Origin of the sequence: Brachybacterium endophyticum (assembly GCF_003130585.1) — a bacterium.
In the GTDB taxonomy this organism is placed as follows: Bacteria; Actinomycetota; Actinomycetes; order Actinomycetales; family Dermabacteraceae; genus Brachybacterium; species Brachybacterium endophyticum.
Map to the genome: position 1 here is coordinate 13,315 of NZ_QFKX01000010.1, position 19,305 is coordinate 32,619.

A 19,305-nucleotide genomic window follows, 5' to 3' on the forward strand; every position below is an offset into this window, starting at 1 on the left:
TCACTTCTTGGCGTGGCGACGGCGCAGCGCAATCGCGCCCGCGCCCGCGGCAGCGAGCAACCCGCCGCCGGCAATCATGGCGCCGCTGTTCTCGATGCCGGCCGTGGTGCCGTCACCGGTCTCAGCTCCTCCTTCGGGCATGCCAGACATCTGGCTCATCTCAAGGGCACCGCAGGCGGCCGGATCAGTCGCCTCCGAGGGCAGCGATTCGTCCAGATCGGACTTCACCTTGCCGTCGTACTCCCCGCTGCCATTGTGATCGACACCGTGGACAACAACCACGCCATCGCCGGCGGCGAGGTCTGCCGCCACGTCATCACTGACCTTGAAAGACCGCTCGTACGAGCTGTTCCCCGTGGGGAAGCGGTCGACAGCGAGGCCGCTATCGGGACTGGTGTCTCCCTCTGTGGTGAGGGAGGAGGCGATCATGCCGTAGTCATCCATGGCGTCGGAGACTTGGATGGCGCCGTTCTCACCGCTGCCCTCCATGTTCGGATCAGGACACTCGTTTTTGCCCCCGACGTGAATGTGCTGAGCATGGGGGGACTCGTCCAGCAGACCAGACGTATTCATCTTCACGGTGACGTCGTTTCCATTCACTGTGACCCACGCGGTGCCAGACGCGCCCGAGTCGTTTAGTTCCGTCAGGTTGGCCTCAAGCGTCGTGCTGTCAGAGCCTTCGGCCACTGCAGCACCGGAGGTACCGAACAGTCCGAGCGCGGCCGTGGCCGCGAACAGGGGGAGAATTCGCTTCGTTGTCGTGCGCATCGTGACTCCTTCGTCGGAACACCGGACGACCGTGCAGTCGTCGGGGACGGTGTCGCGTCGTGGTTCGGAACCGCAACTCTGCTAGATGGTGTGATCTGTCGCACACTTGGGTGTGTGCCGTGGAACGGGATAGGAGGGCCGCGCAAGTCTCCGCCACTAGGTGCGGTGCCCCTCCCCCTACCGGCCACCCGAGTACACGCCAAATGATCTTCAGCGGACAGTTGGCACTGTGATCCGCGCGCCCTCGTTCATCGCGGACTCGTGCGCACAGATTCCCGGGAGGGTCCACTCGGCGGCGCGCACGCTGTCGATCCGGGATCGTCGTCCTTCGGTGATTGCATCCAAGAATTCGTCGACCAGGTACGGGTGTGATCCGCCGTGTCCAGCGCCGACTCTCACCGGATCGCTCATGCCGGGAAGCTGGACCACGGTCTCGTGGACGAATGGGCGAAGCTCCGCAGTGAGGGACTCCAGGTAATCGGGTGGCTCGACGACTTTGACCGCCGTCCGGTTCCCGCGTCCACCTTCGGCGGGACCGCTCATCGTGTGCACGAGCATCGGACCCTCTTGGTCGGTGGGCCACTCCAGCCCCATCCTGCTGCCGTAGAGCCAGAAGCCTTCGATGTATTCACGTGCCGTGCGGAAGAAGGACATCTGAACCTCGGCGATGACATCGCTGCCCCTGAGGCGGAAGGCACCGATCTCCGTCGGGAACGGGTTGTCAAAGCCGCCGGCAGTGCGGGTTGCCTCGTCGAGGTGTCCCGACCCGTGAGCCGTGACGCTCTCGACGCTGGTGCCGAGAAGGTCCAGCGCCGGGGACAGGGCGTGCGTGGCATAGTGCATCGGGGGAAACCCCTGCCAGTAGCTAGGAAATCCGTCGAGGTTCTGAATATGCGCCCCGCGATAGAAGGTCAGGTCCCCGAGGGCTTCCTCGCGGTGAAGGGCAGACGCCCAGCGGTACTCGCGCCCGTAAACCGAGGTCTCCATCATCATGTAGCGCTTGCCCGTGCGCCGCTCGACCTCGATCAGGCGCTCGAGATCCTCCCGCGTGGTCGCGGCGGGCACCGCGCAGGCACAATGCTTGCCAGCCTCCAGAACTTGGATGGCGAAATCGGCATGGAATGGCACTGGGGCGAGGATGTGGACGGCGTCGATGCGGTCATCCCGAAGCGCTTCATCGATGCCGCGATACCCGCTGCCCACGCCGAACTTGGCGGCGACCTCCGCTCGTCTCGCGTCATCGGGCTCCACGAGGACGACGTGTGAGACGTACGGGTGGCTGAGGTAGATCGGGACGAACTCCTGCCCGAATCCGAGCCCGAGCACCGCGATGCGCAACCCTGTGTCGGCAGGAGTGTTCATGACGGATCGACCTCCTGCTCTTCTCCTCTGAGGAACTGGACGGGCTGGGTCGCGAATGTTGCGACATCCGCGCGGGCGGCGGCGCCCTCTGGTGAGGCGAGCATTCTGTTCATGGCGTCTTGGTCCTCGGTACAAAGGTCTGCGACGAGGATCCACGGCGAGGGATCTCTGGGATCGTCGTCGAGCCAGTGCAGTCTCCACCGGCGAAGCCCCTTCATCTTCTTTGCCAGGGGGATATGGTGCTCGAGGTAGTGGTGCCGGAACGCTATGGGGTCCGGAGGCATCGGGTAGAGAATTGTCATTCGGTACATCGGTTCAGCTCCTGGTATTCGGATCGGATTTCTCCGTACCCACCGGAAGCGGAATGCGGACGAATCGGCGCATGTGTTCGACCATGGAGTGCTCCGTGGGGAGGCGTTCCATGCTTGAGGCACCGAGGAAGCCATCGATACCGGGAACATCGTGCAGGATCTCTTCAGCCTCCTCCGGTCCGTGGATGGGGCCGCCATGGCAGATCACGAGCGGGTCTGCGCGTTCGTCACGGGACGCTTGGGCGATGTCGGTAATGGCTGCCTTGCAATCGTCCAGGCTCCGGGCCGTCTGAGCCCCGATCATCCCTGCTGTCGTCAGCCCCATGTGCGCCACGAGTACGTCCGCGCCGGCCTGGGTCATGGTGCGGGCCTCTTGGGGGTTGGAGACGTAGGTCGCGGTGAACAGGTCGAGCTCACGAGCCGCCGCGATCATCGAGGCTTCCTTGTAAAAACCCAATCCGGTCTCCTCCAGGTTCGCGCGGATCATTCCGTCGAACAGACAGACCGTCGGGTAGTTCTGCACCCCGGAGAATCCCACGTCCTTGATCTCACGAAGGAAGCGGGGCATGGTTCGGAAGGGGTCGGTCCCGCAGACGCCTGCGACCACAGGGATCGTCTCGACCACTGGCAGGATCTCGGCCCCCATGTCCATCATGATCTGGTTGGCGTCCCCGTAGGGCATCAGGCCCGCCATCGAGCTCCGTCCTGCCATGCGGAACTTGCCCGAGTTGTAGACGACGATGAAATCAAGACCCGCCGCCTCGGCACACTTGGCGCTGAGCCCGATTCCTGCGCCACCGCCGATGATGGGGCGCCCTGATGCGACTTTGGCGCGCAGCTGATCGATGATGTCGGTCCGTGTACTCACAGATTGCCTTTCATTGTGCGGTGACGTCTGCGAACGACGTGGCGAGGAGCTCCGCGAATCGGGAGTCCTCGATAGTGAGGTCGTGGACATGAAGGCGTGTCGGCTCTCCTAGCTCGGCGCGCAGAGTGTCGATGAAAGCGGCATCGGCCGCGGGATCGTGGAAAGGCCCGCCTGGACCGGAGATTTGGGAGAGCCCTCGGGCTGGGACCTCTATCGAGACTGCGCCCTGCGAGGCATTGGCGTGGTCGGCCATTGTCCGTGCGAGCTCCTCGTTCTCGGTCGGGCTGGTGCGCATGAGTGTGACGTTCGGATTGTGTGCCATGAACTGCCGGCCGATCAGATGTTCCGGGACCGTGTTTATCGGGCCGAAGTTCACGACATCGAGCGCGCCCGGGCTCATCACCTGGCCGATCCCGCGCCGGCCTGCCGCAGTGAGCCGATCAGCGCCCGCGGAGCAGACGCCGCCGACGAGCTCGTCCGCGAGCTCGGTGGTGGTGACATCGATGATCGCGTCGATAGCCCCGTCGCCGATCATCGCCTCCATGCCGGCACCACCGACACCGGTCGCGTGGAAGACCAGTGCCTCCCAGCCCTCGGCCTCCACATGTGCCCGCACGGCGGATACGCAGCGCGTGGTGATGCCAAACATCGTTAGCGCGACCCGGCGTCTGTGGGCATGGTTAGTGGCGACGGGCGCTCCGTTGACCATGCCCGCTATGGCGTCAACGGCCCGAGCGAGCATTCCGCTCGAAACTGTGTTGAGTCCTTCTATATCGACAACTGGGTACATCATCGTGAGATCCCGCGCGGCGACGTACGGGCGGGTGTCACCTGCCGCGATGGTGCTCACCAACATTTTCGGGAGCCCGATAGGAAGGCTCTCGACGAGCCGCGCCATTACATATCCGGCGTTGGAGCCGCCGACCATCAGCACGCCCGCGACGCGCTCGGTCCGGACGAGGTCTGCGACGAGTTGACTGGCACCGTCCGCCATCGCCTGGACCGCCATATTGCGATCGCGAGAGGAGGCCAGTTCCGCGATCGTCGCTCCTGCGGTGCGGGCAACGCTCTCCCGCGAAACGTCAGGTACGATCCCGGGTTTTCCGAGCACCCCGACGTCGATCAGGAGAGGGCGGACTCCGGTTGCTTTGAACCGCGCCCGCATCGCGCCGTATTCGGCGGCCTTGGTGTCGAGTGACCCCACAAGGGCAACGACGGGTCTCGGCGTCATGTCGTCCTCATTTCACGGCGCCTAGAGAGAGTCCGTTGACCAGTCGCCGCTGCGCGAAGAGAAAAACAATTAGCAACGGTAGAGCGGTGAGGACCGCGAGCGCCATCAACGTGTTCCAGTTCGCGGAATATTGGGAGTTCTGCTGGGCGAGGAGCCCGCTCACTGGCAGGACAGTGCCTTCGGGCAGGAAGTTTATCGCATACACGAACTCTCCCCACGCCGTAATGAAGATGATCGCGCCCACGGTGAAGATGCCGTTGGCCAGCATGGGGATCGTCAATCGGAAGAATGTCTGCACCGAGCTCGCCCCGTCGATGCGTGCCGCCTCGTACAACACGTTCGGGATAGCGAGGACGAAGGGACGCAGGACGATGATCGCGTAGGGCAGCAGTAGAGCGAGGTCGGCAAGGATCAGCCCGGGAAGCGTCCCGATGACGTGCCAGTTGGCGAGGACGCTGAACAAAGGAATCACGGTCATCGGCTGTGGCACCATCTGAAGTATCAGGAGGAGTGCCAATCCGATGGTCGCCACCCGGTTCCACAGCGGATGCGCGTGTCGGGAGAGCGCATAGGCTGCGGGGACACCGATCGCGAGGACCAGAGCGGTCACGCTGATCGTGATCTGCAACGATGTGAGGATCGCGCCGAACCCATCGTTGATGACCGCTCGGAAGGTCTCGAGGGTGGGACGAAAGAAGATCGAGTTCGGGTTCTTAAGGACCGCGTTGTTCGTTTTGAACGCTGTCAGGATGACCCAGACGAGCGGGAGGAGGTAGGCGAGACCGAGGGTGGCAGCAAGGACGGTGAATACGCGCTTCAGCGGCCGAGGGGTGATCATGAGGTCTCCTCGTTCTTTATGGTGCGAACGTAGGGTACGGCGAAGGCGAGCACGACCACCATGGAGACCACCGCGATTGTTGCTCCGGTAGACATGTCGAAGTTGGTGAACGCTGTGTAGTAAGACAGCACGGGCAAGGTGTTGGTGGACGTTCCAGGCCCGCCTTGGGTCATCACATAGAAGAAGTCGAATGATCGGAAGGCGTAGAGCACTGTGATGACTGCGAGGATCCACAGCGTAGGTCGCATCAGAGGCAGAATTATTCTCCAGCGCGTCGTCCAGAAGCCTGCGCCATCGATGGCTGCGGCTTCGATGAGTTCCGGGTTCACCGCGAGGAGGCCGCCGCGCATGATCAGGATCGAGAACGGGAGAGACGCCCAGGCGACCACCGCTGAGACGCTCCACAGCGCGAGGGCCGGGTCGCTCAGCCAGTTCACGGGCGAAATGCCGAGGAGGCCGAGGATGGCGTTGAGCGTGCCGGTGTCGTCGAGGAGGAAGCGCCACACGCTGCCGCTGACGAGTGGCGGCAGCGCCCACACGAAGACGAGGATGCCGAGCACGGCGGACGCGGTGCGCCCGGTTGTCGAGAGGACGGTGGCTGCGATGAATCCGAGCACCAGGTTGGAGATCACCAGGATCGCGCATAGCCCTATTGTGCGGAGAATCGCCTTCCAGGTCTCGAAGTCTCCGAGGACGTCGACGAAGTTACGGAGCCCGACGAAAGACCAGTTTCCGACGATCTCGGCGGGGCCGACCTCGCTGAGGGACATCTGTACGAGGACGAAAAGAGGCCAGAGGGCGAACGCCGCCAGAATCACCACCGCAGGCAGCAGGTATCCGATCGGTTGGGCGCGAAGCAGCGGCAAGAGTCGTCGACGGCCCGGGCGGCGAGCTCCGGTGTGGTGGTGAGGCGTATCCGTCAGCACGAGCCACCCCCGTCCGCCCGCGCAGCGGCGATCTCGTTGACCGCGCTGCTCGCGCCTTCGTCGCCGGAGAGCTGCCCGGAAATCACGCCGCTTACAGCTTCGCCGAGTGCTCGCTGCATGTCAGCCGTTCGTTCGTTGTCGGGCCACCGCGCCTGGTGACGGGCGGCCTCAACGAAGGGCGCGACGTCGGCGTCACCTGCGAGCTGGTCGGAGGAGGCGACGTCGGCGCGCACGGGAATGGACCCAGCGACTGTATTTACGGCGCGGGCTCCAGGAGCGGACAGGAATGCAGATTCGATGAAGCTCCACGCGAGATCGGGGTACTTTGTCTGGGCGCCGATGGCGATTCCTTCTCCTCCGGGGTATACCTTACTTTTCCCGCCGTCGGATGCGGGGTATCGAGCTGTTTGAATGGCGAACCCCGAATCGCGGGCGTTGCCCAGATTCCAGTTTCCGTTCAGGGCGAAGGCATAGCGCCCGGTCATAAATTGCTGCCAGGCATCGGTCTGCGACCACGTGGCGGTGGCCTGTGGCAGCCAGCCCTTGTCCCGCCATCGGGCAAGGCGTCGGAAGGCGTCCTCCACGGCGGCCCCGTGAAAGTTGCAGTAGTCGATGCCGAGGCCAAGTAGCTGGGGAGCGAACAGCCATGCCCCTTCAACGTCCGGTGAGCCGGCCATGGCGAGCGGTTCGAAGGCACCCTTCTCACTCACCTTCTGCATGGCGCTTTCGAGCTCGGAGAGCGTGCTCGGCACTGTTTCCACCCCCGAGTCCGCGAGGGCATCGCTGTGGGCGTACATGCCGATGAGGTTTGTGTAGGGAAGCAGGTTGAAGACGCGTCCCTCGTTGCGCCAGGCCGTGGCCTCTGGGAACTGGTCATTGTCCTGAAAGGACTCCCACTGCTCGGTGATGTCCTTCAAGACGCCCGCGGCACGCAGGACGGGGAAGTCAACCACGATGTTGTTCATCAGCAGATCGGGTCCGTTGCCGATCGAGACAGATGCGAGCAATTTTTGCGCTTGTTGGTCGCCCACCACGTCGATGAGAGCGATCCGTGTCTTAGGGTGTTTCGCCTCGAAACGTCGCACTTCGTCCTCGAGCCACGTCTTCTGCTGGTCTTGGTAGTAGTGCCACATCCGCAAAGTGGTCACGCCGTTGCTGTCTGTCCCGGCCGGCGCGCTCTGAAGGGCACAGCTGCTGCTCCCAAGGGAGAGCAGCGAGGTCACTGCCGCGCCCTGAAGTGCCGTGCGTCGCCGCATGGGAGCTCACCGTCCTAGTGCTTGTCGTCTTGGGCTGCTGAAGCGGTGAGGCGCGAGCGACCGCGTGACCCGAATCATAATGGCGAGCGTAGACGTCTTTATGGCGACCGTCAATGGAAGTCTGATGAACGGCTAGAGTGGGACTTTCGGCGTCGCCGCCAGGGACGACGCTCATCATCCGCCCGCCGTCCCTAGGGGAACTCGATGTCGATGGGTCACGATGCGCCAGCGCAGGCTCGGCCGCCCGCCACTTTCGAACGTAGCGGCGAGGTACTCGCGCACCTCCGTGCACGAGGCTGCAGCACGATCGGTCAGCTCGCTGCGGATCTCGGCGTCGCCCGCTCGACCGTCCGCCAACGGCTCCTCCATCTCGCCTCCGGGGGCCTGATCGAGGACGGTCCTGCCATATCCGGTAACCGAGGCCGCCCGGCACAGCTCGTCAGCTTCGCATCGAGCCAACACCTGGTCCTGGCCCTGCATGTGGGCCTCACCGGCTCACGCGTGGCAATTGCGGACCTGGACGGCGTGATCATCGAAGAGCGCCTAGTAGAACTGCCCGTCTCGGCAGGCCCATCGGCCGTCTTGGACGAGCTCTTCCGCACCATAAATGTGATGCACACGCGAACTGCCCCACGCTCAACCGTCGCAGGCGTAGGCGTGGCGATGCCAAGCCCGAGCGAGCTCACGGACTTCGGACCAACAGCGAGCGTCTCAACGGCCGCGTGGGATGAGGCGTCCGTGCTCCAGATGGTGAAAGACCGGTTTCAGGTTCCCACTTTGCTCGATCGTGACGTGAACGTCATGGCCCGCGCTGAGTACGCACGTCTCGATCCCGCACCTGACGTGTTCGCGTGCGTCAAACTGGGGACCTTAATTGACGCCGCAATCCTCGTCGACGGTCGCCTCCTGCGCGGCGTCGGCAACCGCGCAGGGCAAATCGGACACCTGAAAATGGCGGGTTCTGACGCGATGTGCAGCTGCGGCGGGATCGGATGCCTCAACGCAGTCGCCTCGGGCGATGCTCTGGTCCGCCACCTACGTACCGTGGGAGTCGCGATTGATCACGTGCGCGATCTCGTGGAGCTTGCCCACCGCGGCCACGGACAGGCAGTCGGCGCGATCAGGGAAGCCGGAGTTCGGATCGGTCAGGCACTTGCGGCGCTGGTGAATCTCTTGGGGCCAGGTTCGATCATGACGTGGGGCTATCTCGCTGACACGGGCGCCCCTCTGTCCGCGGGCATCCGTGCTGGCCTCTACGCGGACGCACTCCCACGCTCCAGTGCACAGGTCAGTATCGAGCAAGCAACGCTCGGAGACCTAACGGGTGTTCAGGGAGCCGCGTCGATGGCCAGCGAAGAATTACTCAGGCCGAATGTTATTGATCGATATCTCGCGAAGGGATCCTGGCTTGAAGCCCTCCCCAATGACCCGCACTACCTGGGCGACGCCCCTCCGACACGAATATAGGGCACCGACGATCGCTAACATCGGCGACGAATCGAACCCGCGGCACCGTTCCACTGAGGAGATCCCGAATGACCCCGAGCGACCAGGATCGGTGTCCCGCAGAACGCTGCTCGAGGGGACGCTCGCGGACGCCTGGAACAGGACCGCCAGGCGCCCCTCCCCCGCCCGGCGACGCTGTGAGAGCTCGCCACTACTCGACCGCCACCCGCGCCGTTTTCGAAGGACAAGAGCGGCACGCGAAGAACTGTCCATCTTCGATCGGGCGGTCCGAAACTTTTACTCCAACGTTTCCGCTTCAGCGGGCGCGGCGGCTCTCCCGGACTCCGACAGGAAGACCCACGCTTCTTTACGTTACGCCTCCGTGACACAGCTCGGCGCGGTCGTTTTCATCTCCTCACGCGGGCACGCCATACCTCCGGATTGAAAGCGTCTTCGCACAAGGCCAACCCGGTCCGGCGCACGGTACGGCTCCCGTCTTGGTCGACGTGTCGATATTGCCGCTGTCCGATCCTGTCCGTCAGAGTTCCCACGATGTCTACCCGGTTCCGGGCGAACGGGCCATTGGCGGGCACGTCCACCATCCGATTGCCGGGCATTGCCTCGACGGACCGGGCATCGTCCTCTCATTAGACGGCCGCCCGTTAACTCCGGAACCGCCGTGACGCACCTTTGGTATGATCTCGAGGCTCTGCGGGGCGAAAATTCGTACGGGGCCAGCGATCTGTGCCTTACACGTGCCCATAAGTGGTGGCGACCATTCAGCCCGCAGGTGAACGCGAACCATCTGGTTGCTGTGTTGTAAATCGACGGATACGACAGCAGGAGATTCGAGCCTGTGCCGAGGTTCATCGATGTCAGACACCCTCCTCCTACTTCTCACGCGGCGAGTACGCCGCAAGTTCCGACGATAGCTCAGCGACACAGGGTTGGGGAGGGGCCTCTGCCGAGCCAGGCGCCGAGTCCACGATGACGACGTCCATTCGCCGATGAACGAGCCTGGGACCCTCCAGCCAGACTTCAAGTTCGGTGTGGCTGGTGGAGGGCCGTCTATGGGGTATCAATAACGCAGGTAACCGGGACGTGCGACGCGACCAGGCCCCAGACCAACAACGCGATGCTCGCTAGTTGGACGTCAGCCTCTTCGGACGACAACCTGCCTCCTCGTGACCGAAGACGGAATAGGGACTACGGGTCTACACAAGGCACTTCGCCACTGTGGGGATCGCCGACGCTGACGCCGACCGTGCCGAACGTGCCCGGCAGCGTCACAGGTGACGTACCGTGTGAAGAGGCGGCCCTCTTAGAACCCTTGAAGCCCGGGAGGGTCTGCTCGCATCGGAGGAAGGACTCCGATGTGCAGCGTCCCTGCTTCCCAGCTGTGGGAGGCAGGGGCGTTCGTCGGTCTCGACAGCGAGGCCGCTCGGGCGAAACTTAAGCCCAGGCGCGCCAGCTGGTACAGGTCACATGCACAAACGGGATTTATGGGATACCTTAGATCCACTGCGGTGCTGGACTTGCTTCGTCGAGTAAGAGCGCCGCAGTCGCCAGGTCCCGGAGCACCCCCTTATTGGTCTGGGACTTTCTACGATTGGAGCACCGGCCGCCTCGCTCCCCCCGGGACGGCCGGTGTGGCGTAGTGTAAACCCTTGGCGTTGCCGACCGATAGGTCTGCGCAACCAGTCTCGCCACACACACGCACGCCCCCAGCTCCTCACGGGAGATGGGGGCGCATTCTTGCGTCTGAGCGCTCATTGGTCGAGCGTGGCGCGCACGGGGCGTGTCTCACCTTATACCGTGCTGTGTGCGGCTCGTAGGCGTCTCTTCCTTCTCTCCGGTCTGAGGAGCACAGCCTCGCCGCGGCCCTCGCCCGCCTCCGGTCGTGGCTGGCGGGCGAGGGCCCCTAGCGATCCCGTGAAAGCCGGCGTAGACTTGCATTCGCTGGCAGCCCAGACACACGGCCCTGGGAAGTCACCACATCGCGGAGCATCGTTGCTCCACACTGAGACGCCCCCATCTCCTCCGGGAGAAGAGGGCGTCTCGCGCGTTGTGGGAGACTAGCGACCGAGGGGCGACACCAAGGGTCTTCGGGGGCTTACAGTGTCGCCCCTCGTCCATCCGCCTGATACACCCCTCGTCATTCGTGCTGCGTGCAATCGGGCTCTTGCACTCTCAGGCTCGGACTGCCGCCACGCATGCCGATATCGCGCCCCGCGCTCGGACTCTCTAAATAGAGGCGTCTGGCATGTCGTACTATGCGGTAACCAGGGCCCCTCTCCGACTTCCTTTTGCAGGTGAGGCGCCACGGTCGCCAGATCCAGGACACCCCCGATTGCAGGGTCCTGGATCGCCCTCAGTTGCAGGGAGCACCGGCCGCCTTGACCCCCACCAAGGCGGCCGGTTAGGCGAAGCGTAGACCCTGCGGTGAACGGCCGGTAGCCCGCATACGCGATTCCGTCATATTGGACGGTGCGCAGGTAGTGGTCACATCAGGATCACCCAAACAGGCCCCGAGTGCCCTCGCGAAACGAGGGCGGCTTTCGCGCGTGGCATTCATGAGCGCCGGTGCGTGGCGATGATCCGCATGAAGTCCTCGCTGTCGACGTCCAGCATGCTCTCGTCGTCGGAGGCGGCGAAGAGCTCCTCCGCGATTGCATCGACATCAAAGTCGTCCTCGGCACGACCAGTCGGCCCGTCCCCGCGCTGCCTGATGGTGTCCCTGATGATGACTTTCAGCTGCTCGCGATCCACGGGTGCTCCTTGCTCGGGGTGCACCCGATCGTAACCCGCACAGCGAATCCACCGTCAGCTCGAACCCGGCCCATTTTCTCCCGAAGCAGTTCGCCTCCAACGGCATACTTCGCATTCGAGACCTCGTTGATCAGGACGTGCACCGACTCGACGGGAGCACCCGTCGTCGAGACAATCGCGTCCGTGATTCCAGCGGCAATCTGCTGGTACTGCGCGTCGCGATCACCGAACATAAGCTCGGGAACGATGTCGAGATTGACGATCGGCATGACTCCTCCTGCTGCCTGGTTGACTGTTGCTCCACCCTGCAGGATGCAGCTCAGGCGTGGAAGACGGCACTTTCTGTACAGGAACGAACCACGAGGTAGGGCATGGACGACTCCAGGGACCCGAGCAACAGCTTCTGCGGCGAGACCGTGCGCCGCGCGATCGACATCGTCGGCGGGAAGTGGACGATGCTGATCCTGTGGGAGCTGCTACAGGAGCCCCGGCGCTATGCAGACCTGCAGCGACGCGTCGACGGCATCTCCCAAAAGGTGCTCTCCGGCGACCTCAGGAAACTGGTGCAGGAAGGTCTCGTGGCACGCGAGGTCAAACCCACCGTTCCACCACAGGTGACCTACAGCATCACGCCGCAGGGCAAGAGCCTGAACTACGTGTTCGCGGCGCTCGACCGATGGGGCCACGAGCACGACGCGACTTGAGCGCGAACAGCGTCACGCCCGGGGCTTCCTTCTGGTGAAGCTCCCATCCCCTGCGCAATCGTCGGTCGCCCTCACCCGTAAGGTGTGGCACTTGCATCGGAGGGGCGGCGCCTACGGTCTTGGGGGATGCTGACGCCGCCTCTCCGCCAGTCTCAAAACGCCCATCTCCTTGGGGAGGTGTGGCACGTTAGTGCGTCCACCCCAGAAGGGGTGCCGTGCCCGATACCGGGTCCGCTGACGTACTGTGATCACAGGGCGGCCATCGGGAGTCCTGCGTAAGGACTGGTCGCCTCGAGCGGAGTCCTCGTCCTCGCTCCGCTCTGAAGCGCTCCCACCCCTGGAAAAAGGGTGGGAGCGCCTTCTTGTGCATCCGTGGGAGACTGCGCGTGGAGGGGCGGTTCTTACGGCTGTAGGAGATGATGACGCCGCCCCTCCACCCCCGTCGTAAAGTGCCCCATCTCCTCCGGGAGGTGGGGCACTTTCGTACGTCCAGGGGTCAGGCTGACATGAGCTGGTGCATGCACTGGGCGGACATGTAGAGTGCTTGCGCTGCTTCGCGATACGGAGTATGCGCGCACTCAACGCCCCCCTTCACGTCCTTGCGAAGAGCGCGAGCCGCCTCGTCGCCTGATGCGGGGACAATGGTCGCCTCGACTTCAGTGAGCTCGATGTCGAGTTCGAGCGCGATGAATTCTCGAGCTGCACTCTGAGCATCCCCGAGGGTGGCGGACTGCCCGTACGCGCCGACATCCGGGGCATCCAGCGTCCACCACTCACCCTCGCGAGCGGCAGTCACGGTGGCCATCGCGTCTCGTCAATCACGAGCGCGAGGAGCGCCACGCCCCCGCCCGGGCCGTTGGGCGTTCCACCGGTCGATCGTCTCGGGCAGCCAGCCACGCGCCGCGTTGTGGCGCGTGCCGGTGATCGCGTCGGGCTCGGGCAGATTGTAGCGAGAGAGCGTCGCGGGCTTCACGCCGATCCGCTCGGCCACGTCGGTGCGGGCGAGGTAGTGGATCGTCATCGGGTGGCGCGCCGGGCGGCGATGAGGCTGATGGCGACGGCGGCCCCGATGATGGTCCCGGCGGCGATCGCCCATCCAGTTGCGCCGGCGTGGGCGGCCCAGGCGGTGAGTGTGGCTGCACCGATGGTCAGCCACGTGAAGGGCAGTGTCTTGTTCTTCATGATGGGTTGCGTGGATACTGGCCGGGCGGGCGGTTCCGGGGTACTTGCGCACTCCGGCAGTGCCTATCGCGCCACTCGTCGTTCGCTTTTCGGACGTGGGGTGAGGTCGCCGATCGCCTCAACGAGAGCCGGGGCCGCGGCTGACGGCGCCGCCGAGCAGGTGGTCCATGCTTCTTCCTCCTCTCCCTGCATCGTATTCCTGCCTGCTGCGACTCAACAAGGTCGTGAACTCCGCGTGGCGCGCTGGGGCCCCTGCTGGCCAAAGGTCGCCGTGCTCGCGAGCTTGCCTCCTGGCACTCGCGGCGCATGAGAGTCTCAATGCGCTGACGCTCCGACCTGACCGATGGAACTGAGATGCGACGCGCCTGACCCTCCGGGGACCCGGCGTACTGTCGACGCCAGGTGGGCGTCACTCCCGACTGGATCTCCGTCAACGGCACCAACGGGGGCAGCGGCAGCGCTCCACTGGAGCTTGAAGCCCATGCGGGGCTCCGCTGTCGGAGAGGGCGGTGATCGTCCAGAACGCACTGGTCGGAATGAGGCTGCGAGACCGGATCGCGATCCGTTGCTCAGGGAAGATCGCCGTTGGCAACGACATCATCCGGCGTGAGGCCCTGGGCGCTGACTTCTGCAGTGTCGCCCGTCCGATGATGATGGTGACGGCTGCATCCAAGCAGAGCACTGCAACACCAACCCGTGTCCCAGCGGCGTCGCCACGCAGGACGCCGCATCAGCGCCGTCGTCGCGGAGGACAAGGAGCCGCGCGGGCCATGCTCTCAGCCGTGCTGATGCTGGTTGCATGGGGATGGCATCGTTCGACGACCAGGATCCCGTCATATGCTGCGGCGCATCCACCCCGCCCATGAGACGCCCTATGAGGATCTCTGCTCCTAATTGGACGAGGACTAACTGCCCGAGGGCACCGGGGACGCCGCCTAGGCCCGCGCCTGGAAGCTCGCCGACGCCCATCGCTTCCAGGGCGCACGAGCGGTCCACCATCGCCACAACACGCACCGCCGTGACGACGACAAAGGGAACCGGCCGAAGACGGCTCGCAGGGCAGCTGATCGCTCCTCCTCGTGCTCCCACGTCTTGGGCGGGCCGTTGGCGTGCTCAAAGAGGCAGAACACGATGGTCACTGCCACCGTCAACGACTTCGTCACTGCCTCACCGATCGCCAGGGCGCGCACGGGTTGCCTCCTCCGGTTCCCTCGGGCATCGCTTAAGGCCGAGTGACCTACGCTCTGGTTTCTGACGATCACGCGGTTCCCGACGGCAAGGCAAATATTGCCTCCGCAGCGAACACGGATGCCGCAGAGCTCCCGACTTACTCGGACACCCGCGGCTCCCGCCTGTGGCCGGAGGGCGGAGCTGCAAGGAGGCCTGCTCACGGCACGCCTGAAGCTGGTCTGCCAGTGGCATCAGTTATGAGACTACGGCGAGAGAAGTGGGGTGGTTCGAAGCGGAGCCACGCCGTACGGTGGTCAAATGATGCTCAACCATGTCCGCCGAGGCCACGGAAGCCCTCTCGTGCTGGTCCACGGCCTCGGCGCTGGGCTGCGCTCCTGGGCTCCGATAGTCGACGCGTTGGCTGCTCGCCACGAGGTCATAGCGGTCGACCTTCCGGGATTCGGCAGTTCGCCACCCTTGCCTGGCGAGGTCTCGATCCACGCGCTCACAGACGCGGTCGCCCGGTTCCTTGCCGAGCAAGGCCTGGACGGCGCCGCCACCGCCGGGCAGTCGATGGGAGGACGAATCGTACTGGAACTCGCCAGGCGCGGGATCGGCGGTGACACCGTGGCGCTCGCCCCTGGCGGCTTCTGGAGCAGAGGCGAGCTTGCGGTCTTCAGTCACACGCTTCGACCCTCGATCGCGCTGGTGCGAGTCCTGCGCAGCGGTCTGCCGGCGCTGTCGCGCAATCCCGCCAGCCGGACCGCACTTCTTGCGCAGCTCTCGGCCCACCCTTGGTCACTCACGCAAGAGACCGTGCTGCCCGATCTCCTCGGGTTGGCCGATGCTGAGGCGACCGACGCGGCCATGGATGCGCTGACCGAAGGACCCGGGCAGCAGGGAGCCGCACCCGAGGATGTTCCCGGTCGCGTCACCATCGGTTGGGGACGTCGGGATCTCGTCACCTTTCCACGCCAGGCCCGTCGGGCTGTCGAGGCGTTCCCCAGTGCAGCGTTGCATTGGTTCTCCCGGTGTGGGCACTTCCCGCAGTGGGATGCGCCGCAGGAGGCTACTGAGCTCATTCTCTCCAGGATCTGCTGAGGCTCGCCTGAACCCCGCGCGACTCGGGGCTTCTGGTGATCACCGGCGCGAATCAGGGCGGGGACTCCACGATGCTGCACGCGCAACAGAACACGCCGCTGAGACTCCGGTCGACGGTTCACCCCAACGCACGCGAACGCCCTAGCCGTGACCAATCACGAAAGCGTTGGGAGCTGCGACGCACCCGGCGCAGCTTGAAGAGCACATCCTTGACCGCACCCCGCCCATCGGGAACCCGCTACCTGAGGGCCCTGCTCCCGGTGACGGGGAAGATCACCTCGATGCACGTTGCCGATCCCTCGCCCTTTGCCCCAACAGTGGGCATCGCGCGGGACCGATGACCCACAAGCCCACCAACGCCGCTACCACACTCGTATCCAATGTGACGCCGCGTTTCAATCCCACACCTTCAACTCACCTACGAGGAAGGCTGCCGAAAGCGAACTTTTCAGCAGTTTACACGACGGTGAAATCATTCTCAAACTCCGTTCCCTTGGCACGTTCAAAGGAGCGCCGAATTTCCGCCTCCGCCTCCGCCCGGTCTCCCCAATGAGCGCCTTCGACACTCTTCCCTGGCTCAAGATCCTTATACACCTCGAAAAAGTGCTGGATCTCCATCCGGTGCATTTCCGAGACGTCGGTGAGCGCTCGTCTCCACGCCTGACGCCGCTCACCTACCGGAGCTGCGATGATTTTGTCGTCACCGCCGTGCTCGTCGCGCATGTGAAACATTCCGAGGGTCCGACACCGGATAAGACAACCAGGAAAGGTGGGTTCCTCGAGCAGGACGAGACAGTCCAAGGGGTCCCCGTCCTCTCCCAGTGTCCCCTCAATGAATCCATAATCGTCGGGGTACCGCGTGGAGGTAAACAGCATCCGATCCAGTCGGATTCGATCGGAATGATGGTCGACTTCGTATTTGTTCCGATTCCCGCGCGGAATCTCGATGGTTACTTCAAATTCCATTATTTTAGCTCCTCATCGAAGTGAAGTGGGCGGCCCGTCTGTGCCAGCGAGCCGACTCACCTTAACCCCGCTCGCACGGTGCTCAGGCAAGGGGACGGTATGACCGGGGCAGCGCTTGTGCAGACCGTCGATTGGGTAGCATGATGTGCACGGCGATGGTGCTCGCCGGGGCCAGAAGGGCCCGAACCGCTTCGGCCGATGGCGCCTGTGACGAGAGGAGTCACAGGTGCGCCCTGAACCCGAAAACGCCTTCACCAGCATCTTGTGGCCACGTGGACGCGGCCATGATGCGGAAGGCTCGGCCGAGAAGCCCGAGACATCAGCTCGCCTCCTCGTGGACTGCCTTCATGACCTTGCCCTGGACCAAGTGCTCGAGCGACTCGCCGAGGACGCAGCAGCTGCACGCGAGGCGTGGATACACCCGCTGACGACACTCGAAGACGTCAAGTACCGCCACGAAGTCTTCGCTGAACTGGAAGAGCCCAACTTTCGTAGCCCGTCGCGGCCCTGACCACGGACGGCGCCGCACCTTGCGGCTGCTGCTGGGCATCGGGTTCATCGGCGGCTACACCACCTATAGCGCCCTCGCTACCGACACGGCTCTGCTCATTGGCAGCGGTTCCGCAGGCACCGGCGTCGGGTATGCGCTCGGCACCGTCCTTCTCGGCGGAATCGCGACCTGGACCGGCATCCTGATCGCAAGCCTTGCCCACCAGCCCCGAACGGAGGCAAGGTCATGACCCCGTTGCTGTTCCTCGGTATCGCCCTCGCTGGCGGTCTCGGCTCCACCTGTCGCCTCTACCTGGACGGAGTGATCCGCTCCCGGACGAGCGGAGGCATGCCGCTGGGCACGATCACAATCAATCTCACCGGTTCATTCCTACTCGGCCTGATCACTGGCTTCACCGCGAACCAGCTGCTCCCTGACACGTCCCAAATGATCTTAGGCGCCGGGTTCCTCGGCGGGTACACAACCTTCTCCACCGCCAGCTTCGAAACCATCCGCCTTATGCAAGAGCGCAGGTGGATTGCCGGTGGAATCAACGGTCTCGGCGTGCTGGCTGCCACTGCTCTCCTGGCAGGTCTCGGCCTCTGGCTCGGGAGCATCCCATGACCTCCACGAGTGTGATCCAGGATCCTCCCGCTGGTCCCCTATATCGGTGGTGTCGTCTTCGGGCAACGGCCACGAGGGCCTGACGAAGCCGAGTGGCGATGCTGCGTAGCGACATGAAGCAGGTACGAGTTAAGTACGACTTCCGCAGAGATGTGCCGTGAGTTCTGGTGAACCGGAGTGAGCACCCCTGAGCGTCAACCATTCCAAACCCCGAGGTCACATGTCCCCACATGCACCCTGACACCAAACACGACCAGAGTAGATCGGTAGCCCGATGGTAGCGCTCGACCTTCCCGTTGTGACGGGGCGTGTAGGGACGAGTCTGCTGGTGGCGGGAGACGAAAGTCCTGGTCGACTGGGCGAACTACCCGGCGCGGTAGTTGCTGCCGTTGTCCGTGACCAGAGGTGATCTTGGTGCTCCCGTGCGCGGTAAAGAACCCTCGCAAGCGGCAAAAGACGGCGCTGGTCGTGGCTGCTTTCTCATCTGCGACGACTTCGGTGTAGTCCCGGCGCGAGAAGACGTCGATCATGGAGTGGAGGTAGGCGTAGCCGACTTTCTGCTTGCGAGCACGTTTGCCGGCGAGGGCCTGTTTGCTGCCGCGTCCATGGGCTCGCCAGCCACAGCCGTCGAGGATCTTCCCGGCCCTTCTTCACGACCATGTGGACCAAGTGCCCGGGATAGCGGGCGGCAATCTTCCCCGGTTGGCGGAGGATCTCGCCGTCCGGGGTGATGTCCCTGATCCGATTCAAGCCCAGACGGTCCAACCACCTCGTCACCGAGCACACGCAACAGCGGATGCCGTGCGCGTCGGCGAGTTACCGGGCGATCCGGCGGCCCGACCATTTCTGCTCTCGCCTCCAGCTCTCGATCACCTCCACGACCTGCGCGGGCAGCTGCACGGGCCGATGCGAGGAAGCGCTTGAGCGATCCCCCAATGCCGCCTCGCCGCCTGCCCGGTAGCGCGAGACCCACTTTGACAGGGTCGAGCGAGCGATACGCAACTCGGCGGCAACCTGCGCGAGCGGACTCTCATCCTCGATGACGAGAGAGGCCGCTCGCTACCTTCCGAGCACGATAAGCGTGCCATTACGGTGGGTCACGGAACGGGTCTCCTCCCGGACGATGGATGCTTAGACACCATCCATCGTGCCGGTCACGGGGCCCGTTCCTTCATCCCCACCCCGGTGACCACAATGTCATGACCCACAACAACTAGGGCGTGTCTCCCATATGTGAGCGTGTAGGGGCGAGAAGGTCGAAGGATGAGCACTTCCGCGGCATCTCGGCAACAG

Annotated in this window: 22 protein-coding genes and 1 riboswitch; of the genes, 7 read left to right on the top strand and 15 right to left on the bottom strand. The window is 64.1% G+C overall.

Annotated elements, in window-relative coordinates; translation table 11 throughout:
- From DEO23_RS15760 to DEO23_RS15795, 8 genes are all read right to left on the bottom strand, one after another.
- On the bottom strand, positions 1-768 hold the full coding sequence (locus DEO23_RS15760; RefSeq protein WP_109276986.1) for a CHRD domain-containing protein: 768 nt from the start codon (positions 766-768) through the stop codon (positions 1-3).
- A gap of 210 nt (positions 769-978) precedes the next feature.
- The gene (locus DEO23_RS15765) at positions 979-2,130 is read right to left on the bottom strand and encodes a Gfo/Idh/MocA family protein (RefSeq protein WP_109276987.1); all 1,152 of its coding nucleotides are present in this window, start codon (positions 2,128-2,130) and stop codon (positions 979-981) included.
- A complete protein-coding gene (locus DEO23_RS15770) occupies positions 2,127-2,432 on the bottom strand; it encodes an EthD family reductase (RefSeq protein ID WP_165831887.1) in 306 nt (101 codons plus the stop codon). Before DEO23_RS15770 ends, DEO23_RS15765 begins: the two co-directional genes overlap by 4 nt.
- A 13-nt stretch (positions 2,433-2,445) precedes the next feature.
- Positions 2,446-3,309 (bottom strand): phosphoenolpyruvate hydrolase family protein, encoded by an 864-nt coding sequence (locus DEO23_RS15775; protein WP_240613451.1) that lies wholly within the window; start codon positions 3,307-3,309, stop codon positions 2,446-2,448.
- A gap of 10 nt (positions 3,310-3,319) precedes the next feature.
- Positions 3,320-4,540, bottom strand: coding sequence for a Tm-1-like ATP-binding domain-containing protein (locus DEO23_RS15780; protein ID WP_109276990.1), 1,221 nt, complete (start codon positions 4,538-4,540; stop codon positions 3,320-3,322).
- Positions 4,541-4,547: 7 nt separating this feature from the next.
- A complete protein-coding gene (locus tag DEO23_RS15785; RefSeq protein WP_109276991.1) occupies positions 4,548-5,378 on the bottom strand; it encodes a carbohydrate ABC transporter permease in 831 nt (276 codons plus the stop codon).
- A complete protein-coding gene (locus tag DEO23_RS15790) occupies positions 5,375-6,304 on the bottom strand; it encodes a carbohydrate ABC transporter permease (protein ID WP_133249902.1) in 930 nt (309 codons plus the stop codon). The genes DEO23_RS15785 and DEO23_RS15790 overlap by 4 nt, the downstream gene beginning before the upstream one ends.
- Complete coding sequence (locus DEO23_RS15795; RefSeq protein ID WP_165831888.1) at positions 6,298-7,452, bottom strand: ABC transporter substrate-binding protein; 1,155 nt, start codon at positions 7,450-7,452, stop codon at positions 6,298-6,300. The genes DEO23_RS15790 and DEO23_RS15795 overlap by 7 nt, the downstream gene beginning before the upstream one ends.
- A gap of 312 nt (positions 7,453-7,764) precedes the next feature.
- Between DEO23_RS15795 and DEO23_RS15800 the strand changes: the two genes are divergently transcribed.
- Entirely contained in the window at positions 7,765-9,027 is a 1,263-nt protein-coding gene (locus DEO23_RS15800) for an ROK family transcriptional regulator (protein ID WP_109276994.1), read from the top strand.
- Positions 9,028-11,577: 2,550 nt separating this feature from the next.
- Here the strand turns inward: DEO23_RS15800 and DEO23_RS15805 are convergent.
- Positions 11,578-11,775 carry a hypothetical protein gene (locus tag DEO23_RS15805; protein ID WP_109276995.1) on the bottom strand — a complete coding sequence of 66 codons (198 nt, stop codon included), beginning with the start codon at positions 11,773-11,775 and terminating at the stop codon, positions 11,578-11,580.
- The gene (locus DEO23_RS15810; RefSeq protein WP_109276996.1) at positions 11,757-12,044 is read right to left on the bottom strand and encodes a 2-hydroxymuconate tautomerase; all 288 of its coding nucleotides are present in this window, start codon (positions 12,042-12,044) and stop codon (positions 11,757-11,759) included. The genes DEO23_RS15805 and DEO23_RS15810 overlap by 19 nt, the downstream gene beginning before the upstream one ends.
- A gap of 102 nt (positions 12,045-12,146) precedes the next feature.
- Here DEO23_RS15810 and DEO23_RS15815 point away from each other — a divergent pair, with 102 nt between their 5' ends.
- A complete protein-coding gene (locus tag DEO23_RS15815; RefSeq protein ID WP_109276997.1) occupies positions 12,147-12,479 on the top strand; it encodes a winged helix-turn-helix transcriptional regulator in 333 nt (110 codons plus the stop codon).
- Between the two features lie 496 nt (positions 12,480-12,975).
- Here DEO23_RS15815 and DEO23_RS15820 read toward each other — a convergent pair whose 3' ends face one another.
- From DEO23_RS15820 to DEO23_RS16190, 3 genes are read right to left on the bottom strand one after another with little or no spacing between them, the layout of a single operon-like run.
- Positions 12,976-13,284, bottom strand: coding sequence for a hypothetical protein (locus tag DEO23_RS15820; RefSeq protein ID WP_109276998.1), 309 nt, complete (start codon positions 13,282-13,284; stop codon positions 12,976-12,978).
- Between the two features lie 9 nt (positions 13,285-13,293).
- Positions 13,294-13,500, bottom strand: coding sequence for a hypothetical protein (locus tag DEO23_RS15825; RefSeq protein ID WP_109276999.1), 207 nt, complete (start codon positions 13,498-13,500; stop codon positions 13,294-13,296).
- The gene (locus tag DEO23_RS16190; protein WP_165831889.1) at positions 13,497-13,661 is read right to left on the bottom strand and encodes a hypothetical protein; all 165 of its coding nucleotides are present in this window, start codon (positions 13,659-13,661) and stop codon (positions 13,497-13,499) included. The genes DEO23_RS15825 and DEO23_RS16190 overlap by 4 nt, the downstream gene beginning before the upstream one ends.
- A 494-nt stretch (positions 13,662-14,155) precedes the next feature.
- Between DEO23_RS16190 and DEO23_RS16655 the strand changes: the two genes are divergently transcribed.
- Positions 14,156-14,527, top strand: a complete 372-nt coding sequence (locus tag DEO23_RS16655; RefSeq protein WP_109277000.1) for a glutamate synthase-related protein — start codon at positions 14,156-14,158, stop codon at positions 14,525-14,527.
- 622 nt (positions 14,528-15,149) lie between these two features.
- Entirely contained in the window at positions 15,150-15,932 is a 783-nt protein-coding gene (locus tag DEO23_RS15840; protein WP_109277002.1) for an alpha/beta fold hydrolase, read from the top strand.
- A 456-nt stretch (positions 15,933-16,388) separates the two neighbouring features.
- On the opposite strand, the gene DEO23_RS15845 is transcribed toward DEO23_RS15840, so the two are convergent.
- Positions 16,389-16,898: an inorganic diphosphatase gene (locus DEO23_RS15845; RefSeq protein ID WP_109277003.1), complete on the bottom strand. Its 510-nt coding sequence runs from the start codon at positions 16,896-16,898 to the stop codon at positions 16,389-16,391.
- A gap of 142 nt (positions 16,899-17,040) precedes the next feature.
- Positions 17,041-17,113, top strand: a riboswitch (Fluoride riboswitch).
- An 11-nt stretch (positions 17,114-17,124) separates the two neighbouring features.
- Between DEO23_RS15845 and DEO23_RS16000 the strand changes: the two genes are divergently transcribed.
- The 3 genes from DEO23_RS16000 to crcB are packed head-to-tail and all read left to right on the top strand — an operon-like array spanning position 17,125 to position 18,012.
- The gene (locus DEO23_RS16000) at positions 17,125-17,409 is read left to right on the top strand and encodes a hypothetical protein (RefSeq protein ID WP_133249903.1); all 285 of its coding nucleotides are present in this window, start codon (positions 17,125-17,127) and stop codon (positions 17,407-17,409) included.
- A gap of 19 nt (positions 17,410-17,428) precedes the next feature.
- Positions 17,429-17,638 (top strand): fluoride efflux transporter FluC, encoded by a 210-nt coding sequence (locus DEO23_RS15855; RefSeq protein WP_240613452.1) that lies wholly within the window; start codon positions 17,429-17,431, stop codon positions 17,636-17,638.
- Positions 17,635-18,012 (top strand): fluoride efflux transporter CrcB, encoded by a 378-nt coding sequence (gene crcB, locus DEO23_RS15860; RefSeq protein WP_109277006.1) that lies wholly within the window; start codon positions 17,635-17,637, stop codon positions 18,010-18,012. The genes DEO23_RS15855 and crcB overlap by 4 nt, the downstream gene beginning before the upstream one ends.
- A gap of 816 nt (positions 18,013-18,828) precedes the next feature.
- On the opposite strand, the gene DEO23_RS15865 is transcribed toward crcB, so the two are convergent.
- A complete protein-coding gene (locus tag DEO23_RS15865) occupies positions 18,829-19,014 on the bottom strand; it encodes a helix-turn-helix domain-containing protein (RefSeq protein ID WP_109277007.1) in 186 nt (61 codons plus the stop codon).
- Between the last annotated feature and the right edge of the window lie 291 nt (positions 19,015-19,305).